This is a genomic window from Streptomyces sp. 351MFTsu5.1, from assembly GCF_000383655.1.
In the GTDB taxonomy this organism is placed as follows: domain Bacteria; phylum Actinomycetota; class Actinomycetes; order Streptomycetales; family Streptomycetaceae; genus Streptomyces; species Streptomyces griseorubiginosus.
In genome coordinates, this window is sequence record NZ_KB911776.1 from 481277 (window position 1) to 500479 (window position 19203).

Genomic DNA, 19203 nt, shown 5'->3' on the forward strand with positions numbered 1-19203 from the left:
CGAGGTGGCCGCGGAAGTCTCCGTGGCCTCGGACCAGAAGCGGACCCGTTCCAGCCGACGCGGGCGCCTACGCGGCACCGCCCCTTCGGGTCTCGGTCATGAGGGGAACGTACAGACCGACGTGGCTGGTGACCACCGGGTTTCAGCGGCCGAAGCCCGTTCTCAGTGCACCGGGAAGCCGAAGACGTAACCCTGGGCGCGGAGCTGTGGGAGGAGTTCGCGCAGGGCCTGCACCGTTTCGGCGCGGTCGCCGCCCGCGTCGTGGAAGAGGATCGTCGGACCGTTCGGGAGCTCGTGCTCGACCGTGGCGACGATCGCGGCCGTACCCGGGCGCTCGAAGTCCTTGGAGTCGACGTTCCAGCCCAGCGGCCGCATGCCGTGGGAGGCGGCGAGCTTGCGGCTGTACGGGGTGAAGGCGCCGCCCGGGGCCCGGTAGTACATCGGCCGCACACCCCCGGACGCCTCGGTGATCATGCGCTCGGCGTCGAGGATCTGCTGGGACTGGTAGGCCTCGGACTTCTTGTCCATGGTGGTGTCGTGGGACACCGAGTGGTCGCACAGCCGATGCCCGGCCGCGACCACCTTCTTCACCAGGTCCGGGTGGGCCTGCGCCTGCGTGCCCACCATGCAGAACGTCGCCTTGACCCCGTACTCGCGCAGCACGTCCAGGACCTGGGGGGTCCAGGCCGGGTCGGGGCCGTCGTCGATGGTGATGTTGACGCCGTGCGCGCCCTTGTCCGAGGCGTGCACGATCGTCACGTCGACCGGCTTGACCGCACGGGCCGGCCCGGCCGACGCCGGCGTCTTCGGGGACGAGCCCACGGCACCGGCCTGCGCGGTCCACATCGAGGCGCCGGCGGCGAGCAGCGTCACTCCGAGTGCCGCCCCCAGCACCTTGCCGTACCAGCCCCGCCCGCCGTGCCGTGCCATGTCCGCCCCGCTCTCCCGCAGTTGCTCACCCGTGCCGATGCACACACAACGATCGGCCGGTTCGTCTCGCGACAACTGGCAGGACGAGCGGGGGCGGTCAGGGGATGCGTCCGTTACCGATCAAGGACAATCCCGGAGTGGTTCCCGGACAACCGGCAGCCGGGCGACTGCCCGACTGCCCGACTGTCCAAGGGGGTTCGTCAGGCGGTCGCCGCGGAAGCAGCGGGCGCCGCGGTCTCCCGCCCGGCGTCGGCCGCCCGGCGCTCCCGCCACCACGAGGCCCCCCACGCGAGCACCGCGCCCCCGACCGCGTACGCGGACAGCACCCACAGCGCCGAACCCGTCGCGTGACCCGAGAAGTATGCCGTGTTGCGGACCAGGGTCGTGCCCGCCCCCGGCGGCAACGCCTGGCCGATCGCGCTCCAGAAGGGCGGCAGCAGCGGGGCCGGGTACACGCCGCCCGAGCTCGGGTTGCCGAGGACCACGAACAGCAGGATGACCAGGCCCGTGCCGAGCAGCCCCAGCAGGGTCTGGAGGGCGAGCGCCGTCGCCGCGGACGCCATGACGACCAGTGCGCCGATCGCGCTCAGCGCCCAGAAGTGGCCGCTCAGCGCGTCGAAGACCGGGCCCACGATCACCGCTCCGGCCACGCCCGAGACCACCGCGTACAGGACGAGGGCCCCCAGCCGGATCAGGGTGCGCTGGCGGTTGGCCGGGCGGGAACCCGCGGCCATCCCCATGATCGTGGCGGTCAGATAGCCGCCGATCACCCAGCCGAGGACGAGGTAGAAGGACGTCATGCCGCGGCCGTCACCGGGGTTGGGGGGCCGGATGTCCGTCACCGAGATCTGTCGCTTCTCGGACGTCTCGATCTTCTGGGCGATCTGGGTGGCCGTCTGGGAGACCGACGGGCCACCCGCCGAGGCGACCAGGAGGGTGTCCTCGGTGCCCTGCGGGTTGAAGACGAAGGCCGCGTCCGTCCTGCGGGTCATGACCCAGTCGCGGGCTTCTGCCGTGCTCGAAGCCGTCGTGGCCTTCACGGGGTTGCCGTCCAGCGCGTTGAGCTGGGCGACGATCTTCGCGGCGGCCTGCTGGGGGGCGACCACCGCCACGGGGATGCGGTGGGGGGTGGGGGAGTGGAAGGCGCCTACGTACGAGAGCACGAACGCCAGCTGGACGAGGAGGCCGCCGAGGACCAGGCCGAAGGCCCGGAACGTTACGGCGTCCTTGAACTCGGCGGCGAAACCGGGGGACTTGGGGGCCGGCTCCGTGGTGGGTCTGCCGGCGGAGGGGGTGGAGGGTGCGTTCACGGGCGCATCGTCGCACAGGTGGGTGAACGTGCCGTTCCGTTTACCGCCCGGCACAAAAAGGGCTCTTCACGCACGGCCGGGCCAAGCATCCGGCTCCGCCCGGGAGGGTCGGCTCCGAGCGCCCCGGTTCCGCCCGGGAGGGACCGCTCCGGGAGCCGTGACTCCGCCCGGGAGGGACCGCCCGGGGAGCCGCGACTGCGTCCAGGAGGGATTGCTCCGGGAGCCGCCGCTCCGTCTGGGAGGGGATTGCTCCGGGAGCCGCCGCTCCGTCCGGGAGGGACGGCTCCGCGTACCCCGGCTTCGCCCGGGAAGGACTCCGGCGGAGCCGACTCCGTCCGGCAGGGACGGCTCCGAGCGCCCCGGTTCCGCCCGGGAGGGACGGCTCGGGGAGCCCCCGCTCGGCCCGGGAGGGACGGCTCCGCGTACCCCGGCTCCGCCCGGGAAGGACTCCGGCGGAGCCGACTCCGCCCGGCAGGGACGGCTCCGAGTGCCCCGGTTCCGCCCGGGAGGGACGGTTCCGCGTACCCCGGTTCCGCCCGGGAGGGACGGCGGACCCAACTCCGCCCGGCAGGGACTGCTCCGGGAGCCCCCGCTCCGCCCCGGAGGGGCTACTCCGGGAGCCCCCGCTCCGCCCCGGAGGGGCTACTCCGGGAGCCCCCGCTCCGCCCCGGACGGGCTACTCCGGCACCGTCAGCTCCGCCCAGATCGTCTTGCCCGTGGCCGTCTGCCGGCTCCCCCACCGCTCCGCCATCTGCGCCACCAGCAGCAGCCCCCGCCCGCCCTCGTCGAACACCCGCGCCCGCCGCAGGTGCGGAGCGGTGCTGCTGCCGTCGGACACCTCGCAGATCAGCGTGTTGTCGCGGATCAGGCGCAGGACGATCGGTTCGGCGCCGTAGCGGACCGCGTTCGTGACGAGTTCGCTGACGATCAGTTCCGTCGCGAAGGACGCGTCCCCGAGGCCCCACGCCGTGACCTGCTCGCTCGCCGCCTTCCGGGCCCGGGACACCGCCGCCGGATCGCCGGGCAGGCGCCAGGTGCGCACCTGCGCGGAGTCCAGCGCGGAGGTGCGGGCCAGCATCAGGACGATGTCGTCGGCGGGGCGGGCCGGCAGGACCGTCCGCAGGACCCGGTCGCAGGTCTCCTCCAGGGGCCCCGCGTCGTCGGCCAGCGCCGCGCGCAGCAGGTTCAGGCCGACCTCGATGTCGCGGTCCGCCGCCTCGACCAGACCGTCGGTGTAGAGGGCCAGCAGACTGCCCTCGTCCAGTTCCACCTCGACGGACTCGAACGGCAGCCCGCCGAGACCGAGCGGCGGCCCGGCCGGCAGGTCCAGGAAGCGGACCTCGCCGCCGGTGGTGACCACGGCCGGCGGCGGATGACCGGCGCGGGCCATGGTGCAGCGGCGCGAGACCGGGTCGTAGACGGCGTAGAGGCAGGTGGCGCCCACCTCGCCCGGCGTCGGGGCCTGGGCCGCCGGGTCGTCGCGGGTCTCCGGCCCTTCCTCCCGGTCCAGCCTGACCACCAGGTCGTCGAGCTGGGTGAGGAGTTCGTCGGGGGTGAGGTCCACGTCCGCGAGGGTGCGCACGGCCGTCCGCAGCCGGCCCATGGTCGCCGAGGCGTGGATGCCGTGCCCCACCACGTCCCCGACGACCAGGGCGACCCGGGCGCCGGAGAGCGGGATGACGTCGAACCAGTCGCCGCCCACGTCCGCGCCGGAGCCGGCCGGGAGGTAGCGGTAGGCCACCTGCATCGCCGCGAGGTCCGGCGGCCGCTCGGGCAGCAGGCTGCGCTGGAGGGTGAGCGCGGTCCGGCGTTCGTGGGTGTACCGGCGGGCGTTGTCGACGCTCACCGCCGCCCGCGCGACGATCTCCTCCGCGAGCAGCAGGTCGTCCTCGGTGAACGGCTCCGGCGTGCGGTGACGCAGGAAGTGCACCAGGCCGAGGGTGACCCCGCGGGCCCGCAGCGGCACCATCATCACCGAGTGGATCATGTATCGGGCCACGGTCTCGGCGCGGGCCGGGGACGAATCGACCCACTTCCGCATCCCCGGGTCCCCGGGCGCGGGCAGGGTGCCGCGGCCGGCGATCAGGGCCCGCATCGGGGGTGTCCCGGCCGGGTAGAACGTGGTCTCGCCGGACGGCACCACCGACTCCGGGCAGCCCGCGAGAACCGAGCGCTGCGCGGTCCGCCGTACGGTGACCGGGCGGTCCGGCGGCACCGGCTCGGGTTCGTCGCCGAGGGCCACCGACTCCAGCAGGTCCACGGTGACGAAGTCCGCGAAGCCCGTCACGGCCACCTCGGCCAGCTCGTCCGCGGTACGGACGACGTCCAGGGTGCTGCCGATGCGCAGGCTCGCGTCGTTGAGGACGGCGAGGCGGCGGCGGGCCCAGTACTGCTCGGTGGTGTCGAACACGGCCGCGGACATGCCCCGTACCGTCCCGGCCTCGTCCTTCAGCGGCGACAGGAACATCGACCAGGCGTGGCCGCGGACCTCACCGGGCGCCTGGCCGAAGTTCTCGTGGAAGACCGGCTCGCCGGTGCGCAGGACCTGCCGCTGGAGGCGGTCGTACTCGTCGAAGGGCGCGGTGGGCTCGATCTCCCACAGGGTCAGACCGCGCATCTCGGCCACGGTCCGGCCCATCAACCGGGCCATGATCTCGTTGGCCGTCACCAGGCGGGCCTCGGTGTCGTAGACCGCCACCGGCACGGGCAGCTGCGCGAGGGTGAGGTCCCACAGGGCCTCCGCGGCCGGCTCGGCGGGCTGGTACACGCGTTCAGGGGCGGCGGGGGTGATCAGCCACGGCCGCGCGTCGTCGCCGTCCGTGAGCGGTGTCCCCTTCAGTCGTACGACGACCCGGTCGCCCTCGCGGTGCCGCAGCGCCACCTCGGTGGCCCAGCGCCGGCCCTCGGCGATGTTCCGGCGCGCGGACTCGGGCAGGTCGGCCGCGAGCAGCTCGGCCGCCGGACGTCCCACGACCTCCGCGGCCCCGTAGCCGAGCAGCTGCCGCGCCCCGGAGCTCCATACCGTGACCGTCCCGCCGGCGTCGACCACCACCGCCAGGTCCTCGGGCACGGGTCCCTCCCGGGTGCCTCCGGAAGTGCCGAACCTGCCGTCCATCCTCCCAGCCTCCCGCCCCACGGCTCCCGGCTCAAGCGATACGGGCGGCCGGTGCCCGTACCCGGGCGAGGTCCGCTCGATCAGCCGCGGAGCCGCAGTCCCGGATCCGGTGTGCGTCAGAGCAGGGCGCTGGTGCGCTGGTGGTCGGGGATGTCCAGCCACCAGGCCGCGGCCGTGCGGGTGGCGGGGAGGTAGTCGGGGTTCGTGCGGACCGTGCTGAGCACGTCGTCGCGGGCGGCCATGCCCAGGGCGTAGACGAGGCTCTCCAGGGTGGCCGCGGTCACCGGGTCCCGGCCGGTCAGCCACGCGCTGTGGTGGTGGGCGAGGGCCGACCGCAGGAAGTCGCCGGTGGAGCGGTCGGCGGCGACATGGCCGAGGCCGCGGACCGCGGCGTACGCGACGGTGCGCGGAATGCCGGGTGTCACCGCCAGCCACTGGAGCAGCCCCCGGTGGCGGTGGTCGCCGACGACCCGCAGCGCGTCCAGGAGCGGCACCGCGAGCTCCTCCCGCCGGGTGGCGAGCGGCCGGACGAGTTCCGCGGCGAGCGCGTCCGCCAGCACCGGCCGGTACGGGGTGGCCGCGAGCAGGAACGCGGCGTACAGCCGGACGTCGAAGAGCGGGCTGGCCAGCGCCTCGGTGACCAGGGCGGTCGGCACGGCGGGGTCGCCCACCCGGCCCGGCTCCAGGGCGCCCAGCCGCGCACTCACCCGCCGGACCGCCGCCGCGGCCGGATCGGCCGTGCGTCGCCCCGGCAGCGGGGGCGGCGGGCGGCGGCCGAGGAGCGCGCGGGCGTGCTCGGGGTGCGCCGTGGACAGATGGGCGCGCAGCGGTTCGATCTGGTCGCCGAACGGGCTGTCGTCCGCGCAGTCCCGCACCGCCCGCACCAGCCGGGTCAGCTGCGCCCCGTCGAACTGCCGGTAGTCCACCTTGCGGAAGCACGCCATGACCGCGCCCCGGTGCGCCAACGGCCCACTGGGCTGGGCGAGTTCGCGCAGTACCCGGTCGGCGGCGTCGGGGTGGGCGGAATTGTCCAGGGCGCAGACGATCTCGGTCGCCGTCAGCCGGGCCCGCTCCGCCGCCAGCGCCCCGCACACCGCGACGACCGTACGGGCGCCCCTGCGGTGGTTGAGGAGCCGGTTGAGGGACTCGAAGCGGAGCATCCACGGCAGGTCGTCGGCGATCACCATCTCCTCGACGAGCCGCTCGGCGAGCAGGGCCCAGGTGCCGGACGGCATCAGCACCACGTCGGGCCGTGCGCACAGTCCGTCGACCAGCTGGTCCCAGTGGTCGCCGGTCATCACGTCACCGGACACCGCCTGTTCCAGCAGGTCCTCCAGGTCCCTGGCGGCCGGGGCGACCGGGTCCACGTCCAGGACGGGACCGGGCGCCCAGTACCGCCACACCGTGCGCGCGGTGGCGGCGAGCAGGTTTCGGGGCAGTCCGAGCAGCTCCTCGTAGCGGCGAACCGCCTGCCACGGCACGGGAGTCCGGGCGGTCTCCCAGCGCGAGACGGTGCTGACGCTGACCTCGCGGTCGTAGCTCCCGCCCCGGAAGGCCGCGGCGAAGGCGGGCAGCGATCTGAGCGGTTTCTCCTCGGCCAGCAGCCGGTTGACCCGTAACAGCCATGCGACACGGGCCCGCCGCCCCAGCCCGGCCCCCGCGCCGTCCGCGGCACGCGCGTTCATACGGTCAGTGTGGCAGGAGTCGGGCCATCCGGCCCCGGGCCGGGACAAATCCCCTGACATACCCGAACTCCCCCGTCCGTGCCCCGCACCTTGCAGCGCGGGACGAGCTGTGCAACGCCCGCGGGACCGGCCCCGCGAGAGCGGTACCAACGAGGAACCGGCCTGTACGGACGGCCGGTCGGGGTGACGTCGGGGGGAGAACCGATGGGAACGGCACTGGCACTCGGGCATGTGATCGGCGTGGTGATCGCGCTGTGGACGTTCAACGCGCGGGCGGGCGGCTCCTTCTGGCGCGGCGTCTCGCCGTGGCTGCTGCTGATCAGTCCGGAGTGGTTCCTGGTCAGCGCGGTCAAGGCGATCGGCTGGGAGATCACGCTCGCCGTCTGGCTGGTGAGCGGGCAGCCCGCCTCGCCGTGGGGCGTCCGGGCGCACAGCCGCTCGGGCCGGATCACCCGGCTGAGCCCGGCCGAACGCGCCGCCCGTGAGCGCGAGTTGCAGAGCACCAGGTGAGGGAGGGACACACGTGCGGTACACCGGCGACAAGGATGTCCACTGCGGTGATCGGGCCTGCCGCAAGAGGGTGCGGGCCGTCCGCTGCCCGAGCTGCAAGGGCCGGGTCGGCCCCATGACCACGTGCAGACGGTGCGGCAACACCGGCTACGTCTGCCCGAACTCGCGGGACGAGCACCACGCCAAGGTCGGCTGAGTCGAGGAGGACGGGATGGAGATCCTGCACAGGCTGCTCGGTCCGCGGCGGCTGCCGGCCGGCAGACATGGCTACCAGGCGCCGCCGGAGGCTCTGGCGGAGGGCTGGGAGTGCGACAACCCGGACTGCGGCGAGGGCGGGTACTTCGCGAGTCCGCGGCCCGGGATCCCACGCCGCTGCGACGCCTGCGGCAGCGGCACCTACCCGCGCCACGCCTGGCCCTGGCAGCACGGCGAGCGCCGGGCCGAACTCGACGCGCTGCTGGCCGGGGCGGAGCGGGACGGCGACCGCTACCTCGCCCTGCTGGTCCGCTTCCATCTGCTGACCTGGACCTTCGAGGACCACCTGATGAACGGCCACCGGCACGACGCCCTGGCGACCCTGCGCGACACCGACCAGGGACTGCGGGCGACGATGCGCGAGGATCCCCTGTTCACGGAGGGCTCCTACCGCTACGCCCTGGTCCTGGGCGCCCTGCGCAGCGGCGACCCGGACATCGCGCTGCGGGTCCTCGAACCCTGGGTGGCACTGGCGCGGGACCGCGGTCCGGGCTACGGCACCGACCTCGCGTCGGACAACGCGAGCCGCACCGACCACCGCTGTCTGGTGAGCGCCTGCCTCGCGTGGCTGCGGGACGAACGGACACCGGCCCATCGCCGGTACGACACGGTCGTGCGCTGGGTGCTGGACACGGCCCGGGCCCCGCACGTGCGGGACTGGCTGACCGGGGACCAGGACGCGGCGCTCACCGTCCTGGACCCCTACTGGCAGTCCGGGCGCTGAGGGTCCGGGCCGCCCATGAGCAGGGTGCGTGGCCGGGCGCCGTACGGGGGTCGGAGGCGCGGCCACGCACCCGGTGGAGCGGGGGCGAGGAAGGTCAGTTCAGCGGGGTGTCGGCCCAGGGGAGGGACGCCGCCGGGTCGTTGAAGGCCTCCTGGCGCGGCGGCCGGACCTCGTGGCAGGTGAAGCCGAGGCGGGTCAGGGCCCGGCTCACCTCGTTGGCGGTGAAGTCCCGGCGGTCCTGCCGGGTGATCACCTGGCCGACCTGCTTGACCGGGTACACGTGGGCGCCCACGGTCACACACGGTCCGGTGGCGGGTTCGGGCTCGACGCCCTCCATCGACCTCTCGACCTCGCTCATGGTCAGGTCGAAGGGAAAACGGGCGATGACGATGCGCATGGCACCTCCACGGGGAGCGGTCGGAACGGGGACGGTGAGAACGCCCAGGGTGCGGCCCTGTTCGTCTCCTTCTGGGAGTGGGTCGTACGGCTAGCGGGGGGTGCGCGAGGGACGGCGGCGACCCCGGGAGGAACGGCTGCCGCGGCCGCGTGCCGCGGTCCCGCTGCGCTGCGCGGGCTCGGCGGCGGCCGGCACGGGGAGGGTGACCGGGACGCCCGAGGGGGTGCGGGCGCCGGTGATGCGGTTCAGCTCGGCCTCGCCCGGGCGGACCCGGGTGATACGGGCGGAGACGCCGGCGTCGGACATCAGACGGTCCACCGCGCGCCGCTGGTGCGGCAGGACCAGGGTGACGACCGTGCCGGACTCGCCGGCGCGTGCCGTACGGCCGCCGCGGTGCAGGTAGTCCTTGTGGTCGGCGGGCGGGTCGAAGTTGACGACGAGGTCGACGTCGTCGACGTGGATCCCGCGGGCCGCGACGTTGGTGGCCACCAGGACGCTGACCTGGCCGTCCTTGAACTGGCCGAGGGTGCGGGTGCGCTGCGGCTGGGACTTGCCGCCGTGCAGCGCCGAGGCCCGTACGCCCACCGACAGCAGGTGCTTGGCCAGCCGCTCCGCCGCGTGCTTGGTGTCCAGGAACATGATCACGCGGCCGTCGCGGGCGGCGATCTCGGTGGCGGTGGCGTGCTTGTCGTCGTCGCGGACGTGCAGCAGGTGGTGCTCCATGGTGGTGACGGCACCCGCGGACGGGTCGACCGAGTGCACCACCGGGTCGTGCAGGTAGCGGCGGACCAGGAGGTCGATGTTGCGGTCGAGCGTGGCCGAGAACAGCAGCGTCTGACCGTCCGGGCGCACCTGGTCCAGAAGGTAGGTGACCTGCGGCATGAAGCCCATGTCGGTCATCTGGTCGGCCTCGTCGAGGACGGTCATCCGCACCTGGCCGAGCTCGCAGTCACCGCGCTCGATGAGGTCCTTGAGCCGTCCCGGGGTCGCCACCAGGAGCTCGGCACCGGCCCGCAGGGCGGAGGCCTGGCGGCCGATCGACATGCCGCCGACCACGGTGGCCGCGCGCAGGCGCAGCGCCTTGGCGTAGGGGGTGAGGGCGTCGGTGACCTGCTGGGCCAGCTCGCGGGTCGGGACGAGGACCAGGGCGAGGGGGCGGCGGGGCTCGGCGCGCTGTCCGTCCAGACGGGCCAGCAGCGGCAGCCCGAAGGCGAGGGTCTTGCCGGAGCCGGTGCGACCACGGCCCAGGACGTCCCGTCCGGCCAGGGAGTTCGGCAGGGTCGCCGCCTGGATCGGGAAGGGCTCGGTGACACCCTCGGCGCGCAGCGCGGCCTGGAGCCGGGCGGGCAGGTCGAGGTCGGCGAACGCCGCCACCGCGGGCAGGGCCTCGGTGAGCGTGGTGGGCAGGGTGAACTCGCCGCGGGGGGCGGATGCGGTGCGGGGGCGCTGGTGGCCGGTGCCACGGGAGCGGCCACGGGACGTGTTGGTCCCGGTGTTACCTGCGCTACCGGTGTTCCCGGTGCGACGGGTGCGGTTCATGGCTGGGGAACCTTCCTCGATGCGTGCGGCACGTGTCGAGGAATTCCTCCGAGGCGCGGCGAAACCGCACGAGAATTCGCAAGAAAGAGCCGGGGAGAAAGCAATGCAAACAGTTGCGGGCAATGGGCTGGCCCCCCCACCCAAGAGTGCGGGCCCCAGCCGTAAAACTGCGTCAGCGTCAGGCGGGAACGATGTTCTCGGCCTGCGGGCCCTTCTGGCCCTGCGTGACGTCGAAGGTAACCTTCTGGCCTTCCTGAAGCTCGCGGAAGCCGGAGGTGGCGATGTTCGAGTAGTGCGCGAACACGTCAGCGCCGCCGCCGTCCTGCTCGATGAAGCCGAAGCCCTTTTCCGCGTTGAACCACTTCACGGTGCCAGATGCCATATTGAATCTCCCTAAGGGGCAGTGCCGGGATCCGCACTTTACGGATTCCGAGTCGCCGCGATGATCACCCCTCCGGTAAGACCCGGAAAGACCCGGAGAGCTTCGTGAAGAATCTCCGGAAACCAAAACTGCAACTTTTATCACGGTAACACACCGTAGATGCGCGGAGCCAAGTCGCCCGCAATTCTCGGCCGGTCCCCTCCGAAAATCTCGCCGCGCCCCGTCCGTGATTCTGCTGCGGCTGCGACAGTTATTCGTCCAGTCGGCGGCGCATCTCCTCGTTCTGGCGCAGGGCGTCGTCGAGCCGGTTCTCCAGGTCGATGATGCGGCAGGCCGCCTCGATCGGGGTGCCCTGGTCGACGAGCTCGCGGGCCCGGCCGGCGGTGCGGAGCTGACGGCGGGAGTACCGGCGGTGGCCGCCGTCCGAGCGCAGCGGGGTGATCAGTTCCGCCTCGCCGATGGCCCGCAGGAAGGCGGGGGTGATGCCCAGGATGGCGGCGGCCCGGCCCATCGTGTAGGCCGGGTAGTCGTCGTCGTCCAGACGGCCGGCGGGGGAGGTCTCGGCGGGCATGGCACCTTCGTTCCGGGGGCGCGGTGGGGCGCGTCGGCCCGACACAGTGCTCGAAAGGGCCGGACACCGACGGGTTCCGGTCCCGTCACAGGAGTGCCCGGATGGTCACAACCCTAACGTCGGCCCGTACGGAAATGTGGCGCCGCCCCAGCAGATTTCCATCGCACGAAGACACCTCCCGCTGCAGAACCCCGAGTGGCCCACGCCATGCCCCCACCCTGAGCCCGCTGTGCCTTCGTTGCGCCTGCGCCGGGTCTCTGTGCGCCCACGACGGGTCTCCGCTGTGCTCGCGCCCGGCCTCTGCTGCGCCTGCGCCGGGTCTCTGCCGTGCGCCGGGCTTCCGCTCGTGTCCGGGCTGCCTTCTGGTCGTGCCCGGGCCGGGTCTCCGCCGTGCCCGCGCCGGGCTTCCGCTCGTGCCCGCGCCAGGTTTCCGCCGCCCCGGCTCAGGCTGCTGTGCCAGATCCTCGGAGTCCCGTGACGAGCCGGTGTGCGCCGGGTGCGACGGCGGTCGTCGGCCCGGCCGGGAGCACCCTGTCCGGTTGTCCCCGCCGTGTCATACGCTGCACTTTCGGCGGCGTCCACGCACCCCGGTCCGGTGGGGGGCCCGGCGCCGGGCGGCTCAGGGAGGGGGCGGCTCACCGTGCGTGTGTTCGTGCCGCCGGAACCGAGACCGTGATCCGTCCCTCTTCCCCTTAAGGGCGGGCGGTTGTGTACGACATCTAGCGAAGTGGCCGACAGTGAGACAGATACTCCAGCGCATCGACGCACGGACGGGCCTCTGGGCCGTGGTGGGGGCCGTCGGCCTCGGCCTCTTCGTCGCGCTGGAACTCGCCGCGCGCGGCTACGGCCTCGAGGGGCCGCTGACCACACTGGTCCGCGAGACGGTCCTCCCGCCGAAGTCGGGGCCGCTGCTGTACGCCGGGCTGGCGCTGACGATGGTGGTGATGACCTGGCGGCAGCGGTTCATCGCGCTCGGCACCGCGATCGCCATCGACCTGGGCTTCCTCCTGGTCCGGTGGGTCCTCGGCATCGAGGTGACCCACGGCCACCCCTTCGGCAACGGCGCCCTGTGGGTGGTCCTGGGCTGCGGGGTCCTCGCCCTCACCCGCCGCACCGGCCCGGAACGCGTCCTGCTGCTGAAGGGCGTCGGCCTCGGCCTGGTGCTGGTGGCCGGCCGCAAGCTGGGCGACACCTGGCTGCTCATCACCGCGAAGAGCCGCCCGCAGGTGCTCGACCCCTATCTGGCGGCCGCCGACCACGCGCTCGGCAACCCCTCCTGGCTGATGGGCCGGCTCGTCACCGCCACCGGGGCGATCGGCTTCAACTTCCTCGACACCATCTACGGCCAGCTCGCGGTCGCCGCCGTGGTCGTGGCGCTCTACCAGCTGCGCAACGTGGCCGTCGACCGCCGCTTCCCCCGCCACCACCTGGTGCGGACCTTCCTGCTGATCGGCCTCCTCGGCCCGGCGATCTACATGATCTTCCCGGTGGTCGGCCCGGTCTTCGCCTACGGCACCGGCACCGACCACTGGGCGTCGATCGCCCTGTGGTCGCCGCAGATACCGAGCGACGGGCACTGGGCGGTGGCGAACCTGTGGCCCGAGACCCCGCCGCCGATATCCGCCCCGCACTCCATACCCTTCGACACGGTCACCCCCCGCAACTGCATGCCCAGCCTGCACACCGCCTGGGCCACCGCGATCTTCATCCACTCCCGCAAGGGCCCGCGCCTGCTGCGCGTCGCGGGCACGTTCTGGCTGATCGCCACGCTCTGCGCCACGCTGGGATTCGGCTACCACTACGGCGTCGACCTCATCGCCGGTGTGGTGTTCACCCTCACCATCGAGACGGCCGTGCGCACCTACGACCGCGGCTGGGACCCGGCCGGGCTCCGGCTGACGGCCTACGGCACGGGGGTCTTCGCGGCGCTCCTGCTGTCGTACGCCCTGCTGCCGGTCCAGATGGGCGAGAACCCCTGGCTGGCCGGCCCGCTGCTCCTGCTGGCCATGCTCTCCGTGATCTACGGCTACGTCCGGACCGTCGCCCGCTGGGACACGGCCCAGGTGCCGGTGCCGCACCCGGAGCCGCACCCCGAACCGGCCTGAACCGCACTGCCTGAACCGCGCCCGGATCAGCCCCCGACCCGCTCGATCCACTCGCTGCCGCCCAGCGGATAGTCGTAGCCGGGCCGCCCCACGTCGGCGCTGGTGCGGAACGGGTGGCCCGCGTTGTCGACGTGCACGGTCCCGCTGCGGTCGCCGCTGGACCAGTCCAGGATGAGGTCCCAGCGGACGTCGTGCGCCGTGGTGTGCGCGACGACGTAGAAGACCTCCGGGTCGGACTCGCTGACCTTGTACGGGAAGTCGCGCTGGCCGTTCTTCACGGTGACCGCCGGGCTGCCGCTGTCGAGGGCGATGTCGAACGACTTGGTCCCCACCCCGCCGCCGCAGCCGACGCCCATCGAGTAGTCGTTCCAGGCGAGCGGCGCGTTCTTGCTGAGGACGCGCACGTGCAACGCGTTCAGGACGACGGTCTCCGCCCCGGTGCCCTGGACGGTGAGCGCGACGCGCTGCTCGCCCGAGGAGACCGCCCCGTACGCGGCGGCCCAGCGCGGGGCGTCCTGCTCGCTCGCCGGCGGGCCCACCTGGGCGGGCTCGCTGTCGACGAGGAAGTGCTGGCTGCACGGGCTGTCGTAGACGTAGGGGCGGGTGGCGACGGCGAGCGGGGCGCCGGTGGCGGACGGCCGGGCGGCGGGTTCGCCGGTGTTCCGTGCGGCCCCGGGCCCGGAGTCCGCGGCTGGGCCGGTGGGCGAGGCGGAGGCCGACGAGGACGATCCGGATCCGCCGCGGTCCGCGGACGGGGTGGGGGAGGGCTCCCGGCCGGAGTCGGCGGCCCGGGTGTCGACGACCGTCGGTGCCGTGGCGTCCCCGGCGCGGAGGCCCATCGGGCGCAGGGCGTACGCGACGCCTCCGAGCGCGGCGACCACCGCGACGGAGGCGATCAGCGCGGTACGGCGACGGTGGGCCCAGGAGAAACGGCGGGGCGGGGTGTCGTCACCCACCGGGGCGATGACGACGGGTTCCCCCGTGTCGCCGTCGCCCGCGTGCGGTGTGGCATCCGCGTGCGGTGTGCCTTCCGTGTGCTGCGTGGCACCCGCGCTCTCGACAGAAGCCTCGCCCGCGCGTTCCGCCCTGCGGCCGCGGGCCGCGTCCGCCAGGATCCAGCGGCGGTGCAGTTCCACCAGCTCCTGCGGGGTCGCCTTGCAGACCCGGGCGAGCCGCTCCACGGGCGCGTACTCCACCGGCACCGCGGTGCCGTTGCAGTAGCGGTGCAGTGTCGACGTACTCATGTGCAGGCGCTTGGCGAGCACGCCGTAGCTGAGTCCCGAGCGGTCCTTCAGCTCCCGCAGCAGCTCCGCGAACGCCTCCGGCTCTCCGGCCCCCGTTGCCCCTGACACCCGTACCCCTCACCCCTGGCGTCCCGGGAACGCATTCCAGGGGCACCGCATTCTTGCTGGTCAAAGCCCGTTCCGGCGTTCCAGTGTCCCCAACTGCCCGTCGGCTGTGGCGGGCGGGACGGATCACCTTCCAAGCTCCGGTCATCCAATCACCACCGCCACCCGAACTCCCAAGGGGCACAGCAGACATGTCGAACCTCCGCACCTCCCGCACCCGTCTCGTCGCCGCCGCGGCCGGCACCGTCCTCGCGGCGCTCGCCCTGACCGCGTGCGGCGACGGCACGGGCACCAAGGACGAGGGCGCCGCGACCACGAGCCCCTCCGTCTCCGCGAGCGCGGACGCCGGCGCCGAGACCCCCGGGGGCGCGCCCCGCACGGACTCCACCGCGGCGGCGCCCACCACCGCGTCCGGCGCCCACCAGGCCGCGTCGAAGACGTCCACCCCCGCCCGCACCTCCTCGACCGGCTCCTCGTCCGGCTCCTCGGCGACGACCCCGGTCACCTGCGAGGGGTCGAACACCAAGACGGTCGCGGCCCCGCTGACCCGTCCCGTGAACCACCTGCTGCTGACCGTGACCAACACCGGCAGCAGGACCTGCTTCCTCTACGGCTACCCGTCCGTCCGGTTCGACGGGGCCCAGTCCGTGCCGCCGGTCATCGAGGACTCCCAGCCGCAGGCGGTGGTCACGCTGGAGCCGGGCCAGTCCGGCTACGCCTCCGTGAACCTGTCCGCCACCGACGGCAGCGCCGCGCACGGGCACACCGCGAAGTCCCTCACCGTCTGGTTCCAGGGCCGCTCCCTCAGCGGCAGCGTCGGCAGGAGCGCGACCCCGGCGCTGCCGGCGAAGGGCGTCTACGTCGACGACTCGCTCAAGGTCACGTACTGGCAGCAGGACATGGACGACGCCGTCTCCTGGTGACACGCCCCCAGGTGGACTATCCGTACTGTTCGAGAGCATTCGCCCCATAACGTACGGATATGATGAGATTTCATATCTCCTACCTGGCCTGTGCCGCGGCGGTCATCGGGGCGGCCCTGACCGCCGCCCCGGCCGCCGCCGCCCATCAGAGCACCCACCTGGTCTTCCCGGGACAGTCGATCCAGCGGGCGGTGGACACCGCCCAGCCCGGTGACACCGTCCTCGTGACCCCCGGCACCTACCGCGAGAGCGTCACGGTGAGCACCCCCGGTCTCACCCTGCGCGGCACGGGCCGCGAGACCGTCATCGAGCCCGCCACCACCAAGGCCGCCGACAGCTGTGCCGAGCACGGCAACGGCATCTGCGTGCTCGGGACCAAGGACCGCGACGTCGAGGGCGTCACCGTCGCCTCCCTCACCGTGCGGAACTTCACCGGGACCGGCGTGTTCGCCATGGCGACCGACGGCCTGACCGTCCGGAACGTCACCGCGGTGAAGAACGGTGTGTGGGGGATCGCCCAGGAGCGTTCGGTGCGCGGGCTGTTCGTCAAGAACACCGCCCGGGACAACGGCGACGCCGGTCTGTTCCTCGCCAACACCATCAAGGAGGAGGCGGGCGCCGCCGACACCCGGGGGACCGTCGTCGAACACAACCGCCTGGCGGGCAACCGGATCGGCATCACCGTCCGGCGCCTGCGCAACCTCACCGTCGCCGAGAACCACCTCACCGGCAACTGCGCGGGCGTCTTCGTCGTGGGCGACGAGAACAAGCCGCGGGCCGGCGCCCTCACCGTGCGCGACAACACCGTCGCGGACAACAACAAGTCCTGCCCGGCGACCGCACGGCTGGAGGCGCTCCAGGGCTCCGGCATCGTGCTCACCGGCACCGAGGACACCCTGGTGACGGGCAATCACGTCACCGGCAACGCCGGCACCTCCTCGCTGTCGGGCGGCATCGTCCTGTTCAAGAGCTTCGTGGGCACCCCCGGCGAGCGGAACCGGATCACCGGCAACACGCTGGAGGGCAACGCCCCGGCCGACCTCGTCGACACCGACACCGGACACGACAACACCTTCACCGGCAACACCTGCGCGGCGTCCCGGCCCGCCGGACTCTGCTGACCCGCCGTGACCATCCAGGAACACGAAGACCTCGACAACGACGAACTCGACAAGGGAGGACGGCCCATGACGGCCGTACAGACCGCCACACCGCCGTCCATGCGGCTTCGGGAGCTCGTGTTCGGGGCGGCCTGCGCCGCCGCCCTGCGCGCGGCCGCCCGCCTGGGTGTCGCCGACGCCCTCGACGACACCCCGCTGGCCGTCGAGGACCTCGCGGCCGAGGTGAAGACCGAACCGAAGACGCTGCGACGGCTGCTGCGCGCCCTGTCCTGCTACGGCATCTTCGCCGAGCAGCCGGACGGCAGGTTCGCGCACACCGACATGTCCCGGCTGCTGCGCGAGGACGACCCGCACAGCCTGCGCGCCATCGCGCTGTGGTGCACCGAGCCGTGGACCTGGCAGGCGTGGCCGGTGCTCGACGAGGCCGTGCGCTCGGGCCGCAGCGTGGTGAAGGACCTGTTCGGCAAGGAGTTCTTCACCTACCTCAACGAGGACGCCCCGGAGTCGGCCGACGTCTTCAACCGGGCCATGACCACCTCCAGCGTGCAGTCCGCGCGGGACGTGGCGGAGCTGCTCGACCTGTCGGGGAGCAGCTCGGTCGCCGACATCGGCGGCGGCCAGGGGCATGTGGTGGCGAGCCTGCTGGAGAAGCACCCCGCCCTCCACGGCACGCTGCTGGACCTGCCGCGCGTGGTGGCCAACGCCGATCCGCGGCTGCGCGACGGGGGCGCCCTCGCGGACCGGATGCGGCTGGTGCCCGGTGACTGCCGTGAGGCCGTCCCGGTCAAGGCGGACGTCTACATCATCAAGAACATCCTGGAGTGGGACGACGAGAGCACCACCCGCCTCCTGCGCAACGTCGTCGAGGCGGGCGGCCCGGGAGCGCGGGTCGTGGTCATCGAGAACCTCGTCGACGACTCGCCCTCGCTGCGGTTCAGCACCGCCATGGACCTGATGCTGCTCCTCAACGTCGGCGGGGCCAAGCACACCACCGAGTCCCTGACCGGCAGGCTGACCGGGGCGGGCCTGGTCATCGACGACATCCGCCCGGTCAACCCCTATCTGCACGCCTTCGACTGCATGGTCCCGAGCTGACCTCGGGCACGGTTCCACAACGCCGCTCGCCGGGCACACGACGGCGTGTGCCCGGCGAGCGGCGGTGGTTCAGGAGCGGGCGGCGTCCCGCTCCCAGGTGTAGAAGCAGCGCGCCATCGCGTCCTTCGGCGAACGCCAGGTCGCCGGGTCGTACGCGGTGACGTACGCCGACAGCCGTTCGCTGATGTCCCGGAACTCGGGGTGTCCGGCCGCCTTCGCGATGGCGGGCCCGGGGTCCTGCTCGGACTCGATGAGGTGCAGGTACACGTCGTCGAACTGGAAGAGGCTGCGCCGCGCGACCCCCACGAGGTGGGGGAGTTCTCCCCGGTCCGACTCCTCGAACACCTTGGCGATGTCGAGGGCCGACTCCGGGGCCATGCGGGCGACGATCAGGGACTGGTGCATCGTCAGGTCTCCGTCCCGATCAGTCCGACAGCACCGAGACGGGCCGGCGTTCTCCGGCCTCCTTCTCGATGCGGTCCCGGATCAGAGCCATCTGGACCTTGGAGTTCCGGTTGATGTTGTCCGTCATCCAGTCGTCGTCCACCGGGGCGTCCGGGCGCATCGCGAAGTCCTGCGTCCAGACCATCCGGGTGCCCTCGGGCCGCTCCTCGTACTGCCACACGATGTTCATGTAGGCGAAGGGCCCGGTCTCGACGCGGCGGGCGCGCACGGTGAGCGTGTCGCGGTCCGCCTCCCGCTCCGAGACCCAGCTCCACACCTTGCCGTTGTCGTCGGGGTGCATGGTGAGCCGGAAGGTGGTCCGGTTCCCCTCCTGGGAGAGGATCTCGGCGGAGGCGTACTCGCTGAACAGGTTCGGCCAGTTCGCCACGTCGTTGGTCATGTCCCAGACCAGGTCCAGCGGGGCCCCGATGGTGACCTCGTTCTGCGTGTGTCCGGTCATGTCAGGCTCCCGCGAGAAGCGCGCTGTTGACGAGGTCGAGGAACTGCCGAGGCGTCTTGCACTTCTCGGCGTCGGGCGGCATCGGCGTGCCGTAACGGTTCTCCAGCTCGCCCACGATGCCGAGCAGGCCCAGCGAGTCCAGGCCGAAGCTGTCGAAGCCGGAGTCGCTGAGCTGCTGGAGGTCCTCCGGGGCGACGGTGATCCCGGCGGCCTTCTTCATCAGCCCGGCCAGCTCTTCCACGGTGATGCGCTCACTCATACGGTTGTCTCCTTGCTCTGTGATCTGTG

19 protein-coding genes are annotated in these 19203 nt (G+C 72.8%); 7 read left to right on the plus strand and 12 right to left on the minus strand.

What is annotated here, in order from left to right; all coding sequences use genetic code 11:
• Positions 1–162: 162 nt before the first annotated feature.
• From H295_RS0105635 to H295_RS0105650, 4 genes are all read right to left on the minus strand, one after another.
• Positions 163–930, minus strand: coding sequence for a polysaccharide deacetylase family protein (locus tag H295_RS0105635; RefSeq protein WP_028809079.1), 768 nt, complete (start codon positions 928–930; stop codon positions 163–165).
• Positions 931–1130: 200 nt separating this feature from the next.
• The gene (locus H295_RS0105640; protein WP_043217147.1) at positions 1131–2240 is read right to left on the minus strand and encodes an ABC transporter permease; all 1110 of its coding nucleotides are present in this window, start codon (positions 2238–2240) and stop codon (positions 1131–1133) included.
• A 676-nt stretch (positions 2241–2916) separates the two neighbouring features.
• The gene (locus H295_RS0105645; protein WP_020134363.1) at positions 2917–5355 is read right to left on the minus strand and encodes a SpoIIE family protein phosphatase; all 2439 of its coding nucleotides are present in this window, start codon (positions 5353–5355) and stop codon (positions 2917–2919) included.
• A gap of 116 nt (positions 5356–5471) precedes the next feature.
• Positions 5472–7040, minus strand: coding sequence for a helix-turn-helix domain-containing protein (locus H295_RS0105650; RefSeq protein ID WP_020134364.1), 1569 nt, complete (start codon positions 7038–7040; stop codon positions 5472–5474).
• A 204-nt stretch (positions 7041–7244) separates the two neighbouring features.
• Here H295_RS0105650 and H295_RS0105655 point away from each other — a divergent pair, with 204 nt between their 5' ends.
• Genes H295_RS0105655 through H295_RS0105665 form a run of 3 tightly spaced genes read left to right on the plus strand, consistent with a single transcriptional unit; the run spans position 7245 to position 8529 of the window.
• Positions 7245–7550: a hypothetical protein gene (locus H295_RS0105655; protein ID WP_020134365.1), complete on the plus strand. Its 306-nt coding sequence runs from the start codon at positions 7245–7247 to the stop codon at positions 7548–7550.
• Between the two features lie 13 nt (positions 7551–7563).
• On the plus strand, positions 7564–7746 hold the full coding sequence (locus H295_RS0105660) for a hypothetical protein (RefSeq protein WP_020134366.1): 183 nt from the start codon (positions 7564–7566) through the stop codon (positions 7744–7746).
• Between the two features lie 15 nt (positions 7747–7761).
• Complete coding sequence (locus H295_RS0105665; protein ID WP_020134367.1) at positions 7762–8529, plus strand: hypothetical protein; 768 nt, start codon at positions 7762–7764, stop codon at positions 8527–8529.
• A 94-nt stretch (positions 8530–8623) separates the two neighbouring features.
• Here the strand turns inward: H295_RS0105665 and H295_RS0105670 are convergent, their stop codons facing one another.
• The 4 genes from H295_RS0105670 to H295_RS0105685 form a co-directional block, all read right to left on the minus strand.
• The gene (locus tag H295_RS0105670; protein ID WP_020134368.1) at positions 8624–8926 is read right to left on the minus strand and encodes an SCO5918 family protein; all 303 of its coding nucleotides are present in this window, start codon (positions 8924–8926) and stop codon (positions 8624–8626) included.
• A gap of 90 nt (positions 8927–9016) precedes the next feature.
• Entirely contained in the window at positions 9017–10465 is a 1449-nt protein-coding gene (locus H295_RS0105675) for a DEAD/DEAH box helicase (protein WP_020134369.1), read from the minus strand.
• A gap of 178 nt (positions 10466–10643) precedes the next feature.
• Entirely contained in the window at positions 10644–10847 is a 204-nt protein-coding gene (locus H295_RS0105680) for a cold-shock protein (protein WP_007383480.1), read from the minus strand.
• A 250-nt stretch (positions 10848–11097) separates the two neighbouring features.
• Complete coding sequence (locus H295_RS0105685; protein WP_020134370.1) at positions 11098–11418, minus strand: MerR family transcriptional regulator; 321 nt, start codon at positions 11416–11418, stop codon at positions 11098–11100.
• Between the two features lie 737 nt (positions 11419–12155).
• On the opposite strand from H295_RS0105685, the gene H295_RS0105690 reads away from it, so the two are divergent.
• Complete coding sequence (locus H295_RS0105690; protein ID WP_020134371.1) at positions 12156–13523, plus strand: phosphatase PAP2 family protein; 1368 nt, start codon at positions 12156–12158, stop codon at positions 13521–13523.
• A gap of 26 nt (positions 13524–13549) precedes the next feature.
• On the opposite strand, the gene H295_RS0105695 is transcribed toward H295_RS0105690, so the two are convergent.
• Positions 13550–14875 carry a transcriptional regulator gene (locus tag H295_RS0105695; RefSeq protein WP_020134372.1) on the minus strand — a complete coding sequence of 442 codons (1326 nt, stop codon included), beginning with the start codon at positions 14873–14875 and terminating at the stop codon, positions 13550–13552.
• Positions 14876–15063: 188 nt separating this feature from the next.
• Between H295_RS0105695 and H295_RS0105700 the strand changes: the two genes are divergently transcribed.
• From H295_RS0105700 to H295_RS0105710, 3 genes are all read left to right on the plus strand, one after another.
• A complete protein-coding gene (locus H295_RS0105700; protein ID WP_020134373.1) occupies positions 15064–15795 on the plus strand; it encodes a DUF4232 domain-containing protein in 732 nt (243 codons plus the stop codon).
• A gap of 59 nt (positions 15796–15854) precedes the next feature.
• Positions 15855–16916 carry a right-handed parallel beta-helix repeat-containing protein gene (locus H295_RS0105705; RefSeq protein WP_020134374.1) on the plus strand — a complete coding sequence of 354 codons (1062 nt, stop codon included), beginning with the start codon at positions 15855–15857 and terminating at the stop codon, positions 16914–16916.
• Positions 16917–16982: 66 nt separating this feature from the next.
• A complete protein-coding gene (locus H295_RS0105710) occupies positions 16983–18011 on the plus strand; it encodes a methyltransferase (RefSeq protein ID WP_028809081.1) in 1029 nt (342 codons plus the stop codon).
• Positions 18012–18080: 69 nt separating this feature from the next.
• Here H295_RS0105710 and H295_RS0105715 read toward each other — a convergent pair whose 3' ends face one another.
• The 3 genes from H295_RS0105715 to H295_RS0105725 are packed head-to-tail and all read right to left on the minus strand — an operon-like array spanning position 18081 to position 19174.
• Positions 18081–18416: a TcmI family type II polyketide cyclase gene (locus H295_RS0105715; RefSeq protein ID WP_020134376.1), complete on the minus strand. Its 336-nt coding sequence runs from the start codon at positions 18414–18416 to the stop codon at positions 18081–18083.
• 19 nt (positions 18417–18435) lie between these two features.
• Entirely contained in the window at positions 18436–18915 is a 480-nt protein-coding gene (locus H295_RS0105720; protein WP_020134377.1) for an SRPBCC family protein, read from the minus strand.
• A 1-nt stretch (position 18916) separates the two neighbouring features.
• Positions 18917–19174 carry an acyl carrier protein gene (locus H295_RS0105725; RefSeq protein ID WP_020134378.1) on the minus strand — a complete coding sequence of 86 codons (258 nt, stop codon included), beginning with the start codon at positions 19172–19174 and terminating at the stop codon, positions 18917–18919.
• Positions 19175–19203 lie beyond the last annotated feature (29 nt).

Bases quoted from the DNA above. Each gene is read 5' to 3' on its own strand.
- H295_RS0105635 (WP_028809079.1), bottom strand. From the start codon at position 930: ATGGCACGGCACGGCGGGCGGGGCTGGTACGGCAAGGTGCTGGGGGCG.
- H295_RS0105645 (WP_020134363.1), bottom strand. From the start codon at position 5,355: ATGGACGGCAGGTTCGGCACTTCCGGAGGCACCCGGGAGGGACCCGTG.
- H295_RS0105650 (WP_020134364.1), bottom strand. From the start codon at position 7,040: ATGAACGCGCGTGCCGCGGACGGCGCGGGGGCCGGGCTGGGGCGGCGG.
- H295_RS0105655 (WP_020134365.1), top strand. From the start codon at position 7,245: ATGGGAACGGCACTGGCACTCGGGCATGTGATCGGCGTGGTGATCGCG.
- H295_RS0105665 (WP_020134367.1), top strand. From the start codon at position 7,762: ATGGAGATCCTGCACAGGCTGCTCGGTCCGCGGCGGCTGCCGGCCGGC.
- H295_RS0105670 (WP_020134368.1), bottom strand. From the start codon at position 8,926: ATGCGCATCGTCATCGCCCGTTTTCCCTTCGACCTGACCATGAGCGAG.
- H295_RS0105675 (WP_020134369.1), bottom strand. From the start codon at position 10,465: ATGAACCGCACCCGTCGCACCGGGAACACCGGTAGCGCAGGTAACACC.
- H295_RS0105680 (WP_007383480.1), bottom strand. From the start codon at position 10,847: ATGGCATCTGGCACCGTGAAGTGGTTCAACGCGGAAAAGGGCTTCGGC.
- H295_RS0105685 (WP_020134370.1), bottom strand. From the start codon at position 11,418: ATGCCCGCCGAGACCTCCCCCGCCGGCCGTCTGGACGACGACGACTAC.
- H295_RS0105700 (WP_020134373.1), top strand. From the start codon at position 15,064: ATGTCGAACCTCCGCACCTCCCGCACCCGTCTCGTCGCCGCCGCGGCC.
- H295_RS0105705 (WP_020134374.1), top strand. From the start codon at position 15,855: ATGATGAGATTTCATATCTCCTACCTGGCCTGTGCCGCGGCGGTCATC.
- H295_RS0105710 (WP_028809081.1), top strand. From the start codon at position 16,983: ATGACGGCCGTACAGACCGCCACACCGCCGTCCATGCGGCTTCGGGAG.
- H295_RS0105715 (WP_020134376.1), bottom strand. From the start codon at position 18,416: ATGCACCAGTCCCTGATCGTCGCCCGCATGGCCCCGGAGTCGGCCCTC.
- H295_RS0105720 (WP_020134377.1), bottom strand. From the start codon at position 18,915: ATGACCGGACACACGCAGAACGAGGTCACCATCGGGGCCCCGCTGGAC.
- H295_RS0105725 (WP_020134378.1), bottom strand. From the start codon at position 19,174: ATGAGTGAGCGCATCACCGTGGAAGAGCTGGCCGGGCTGATGAAGAAG.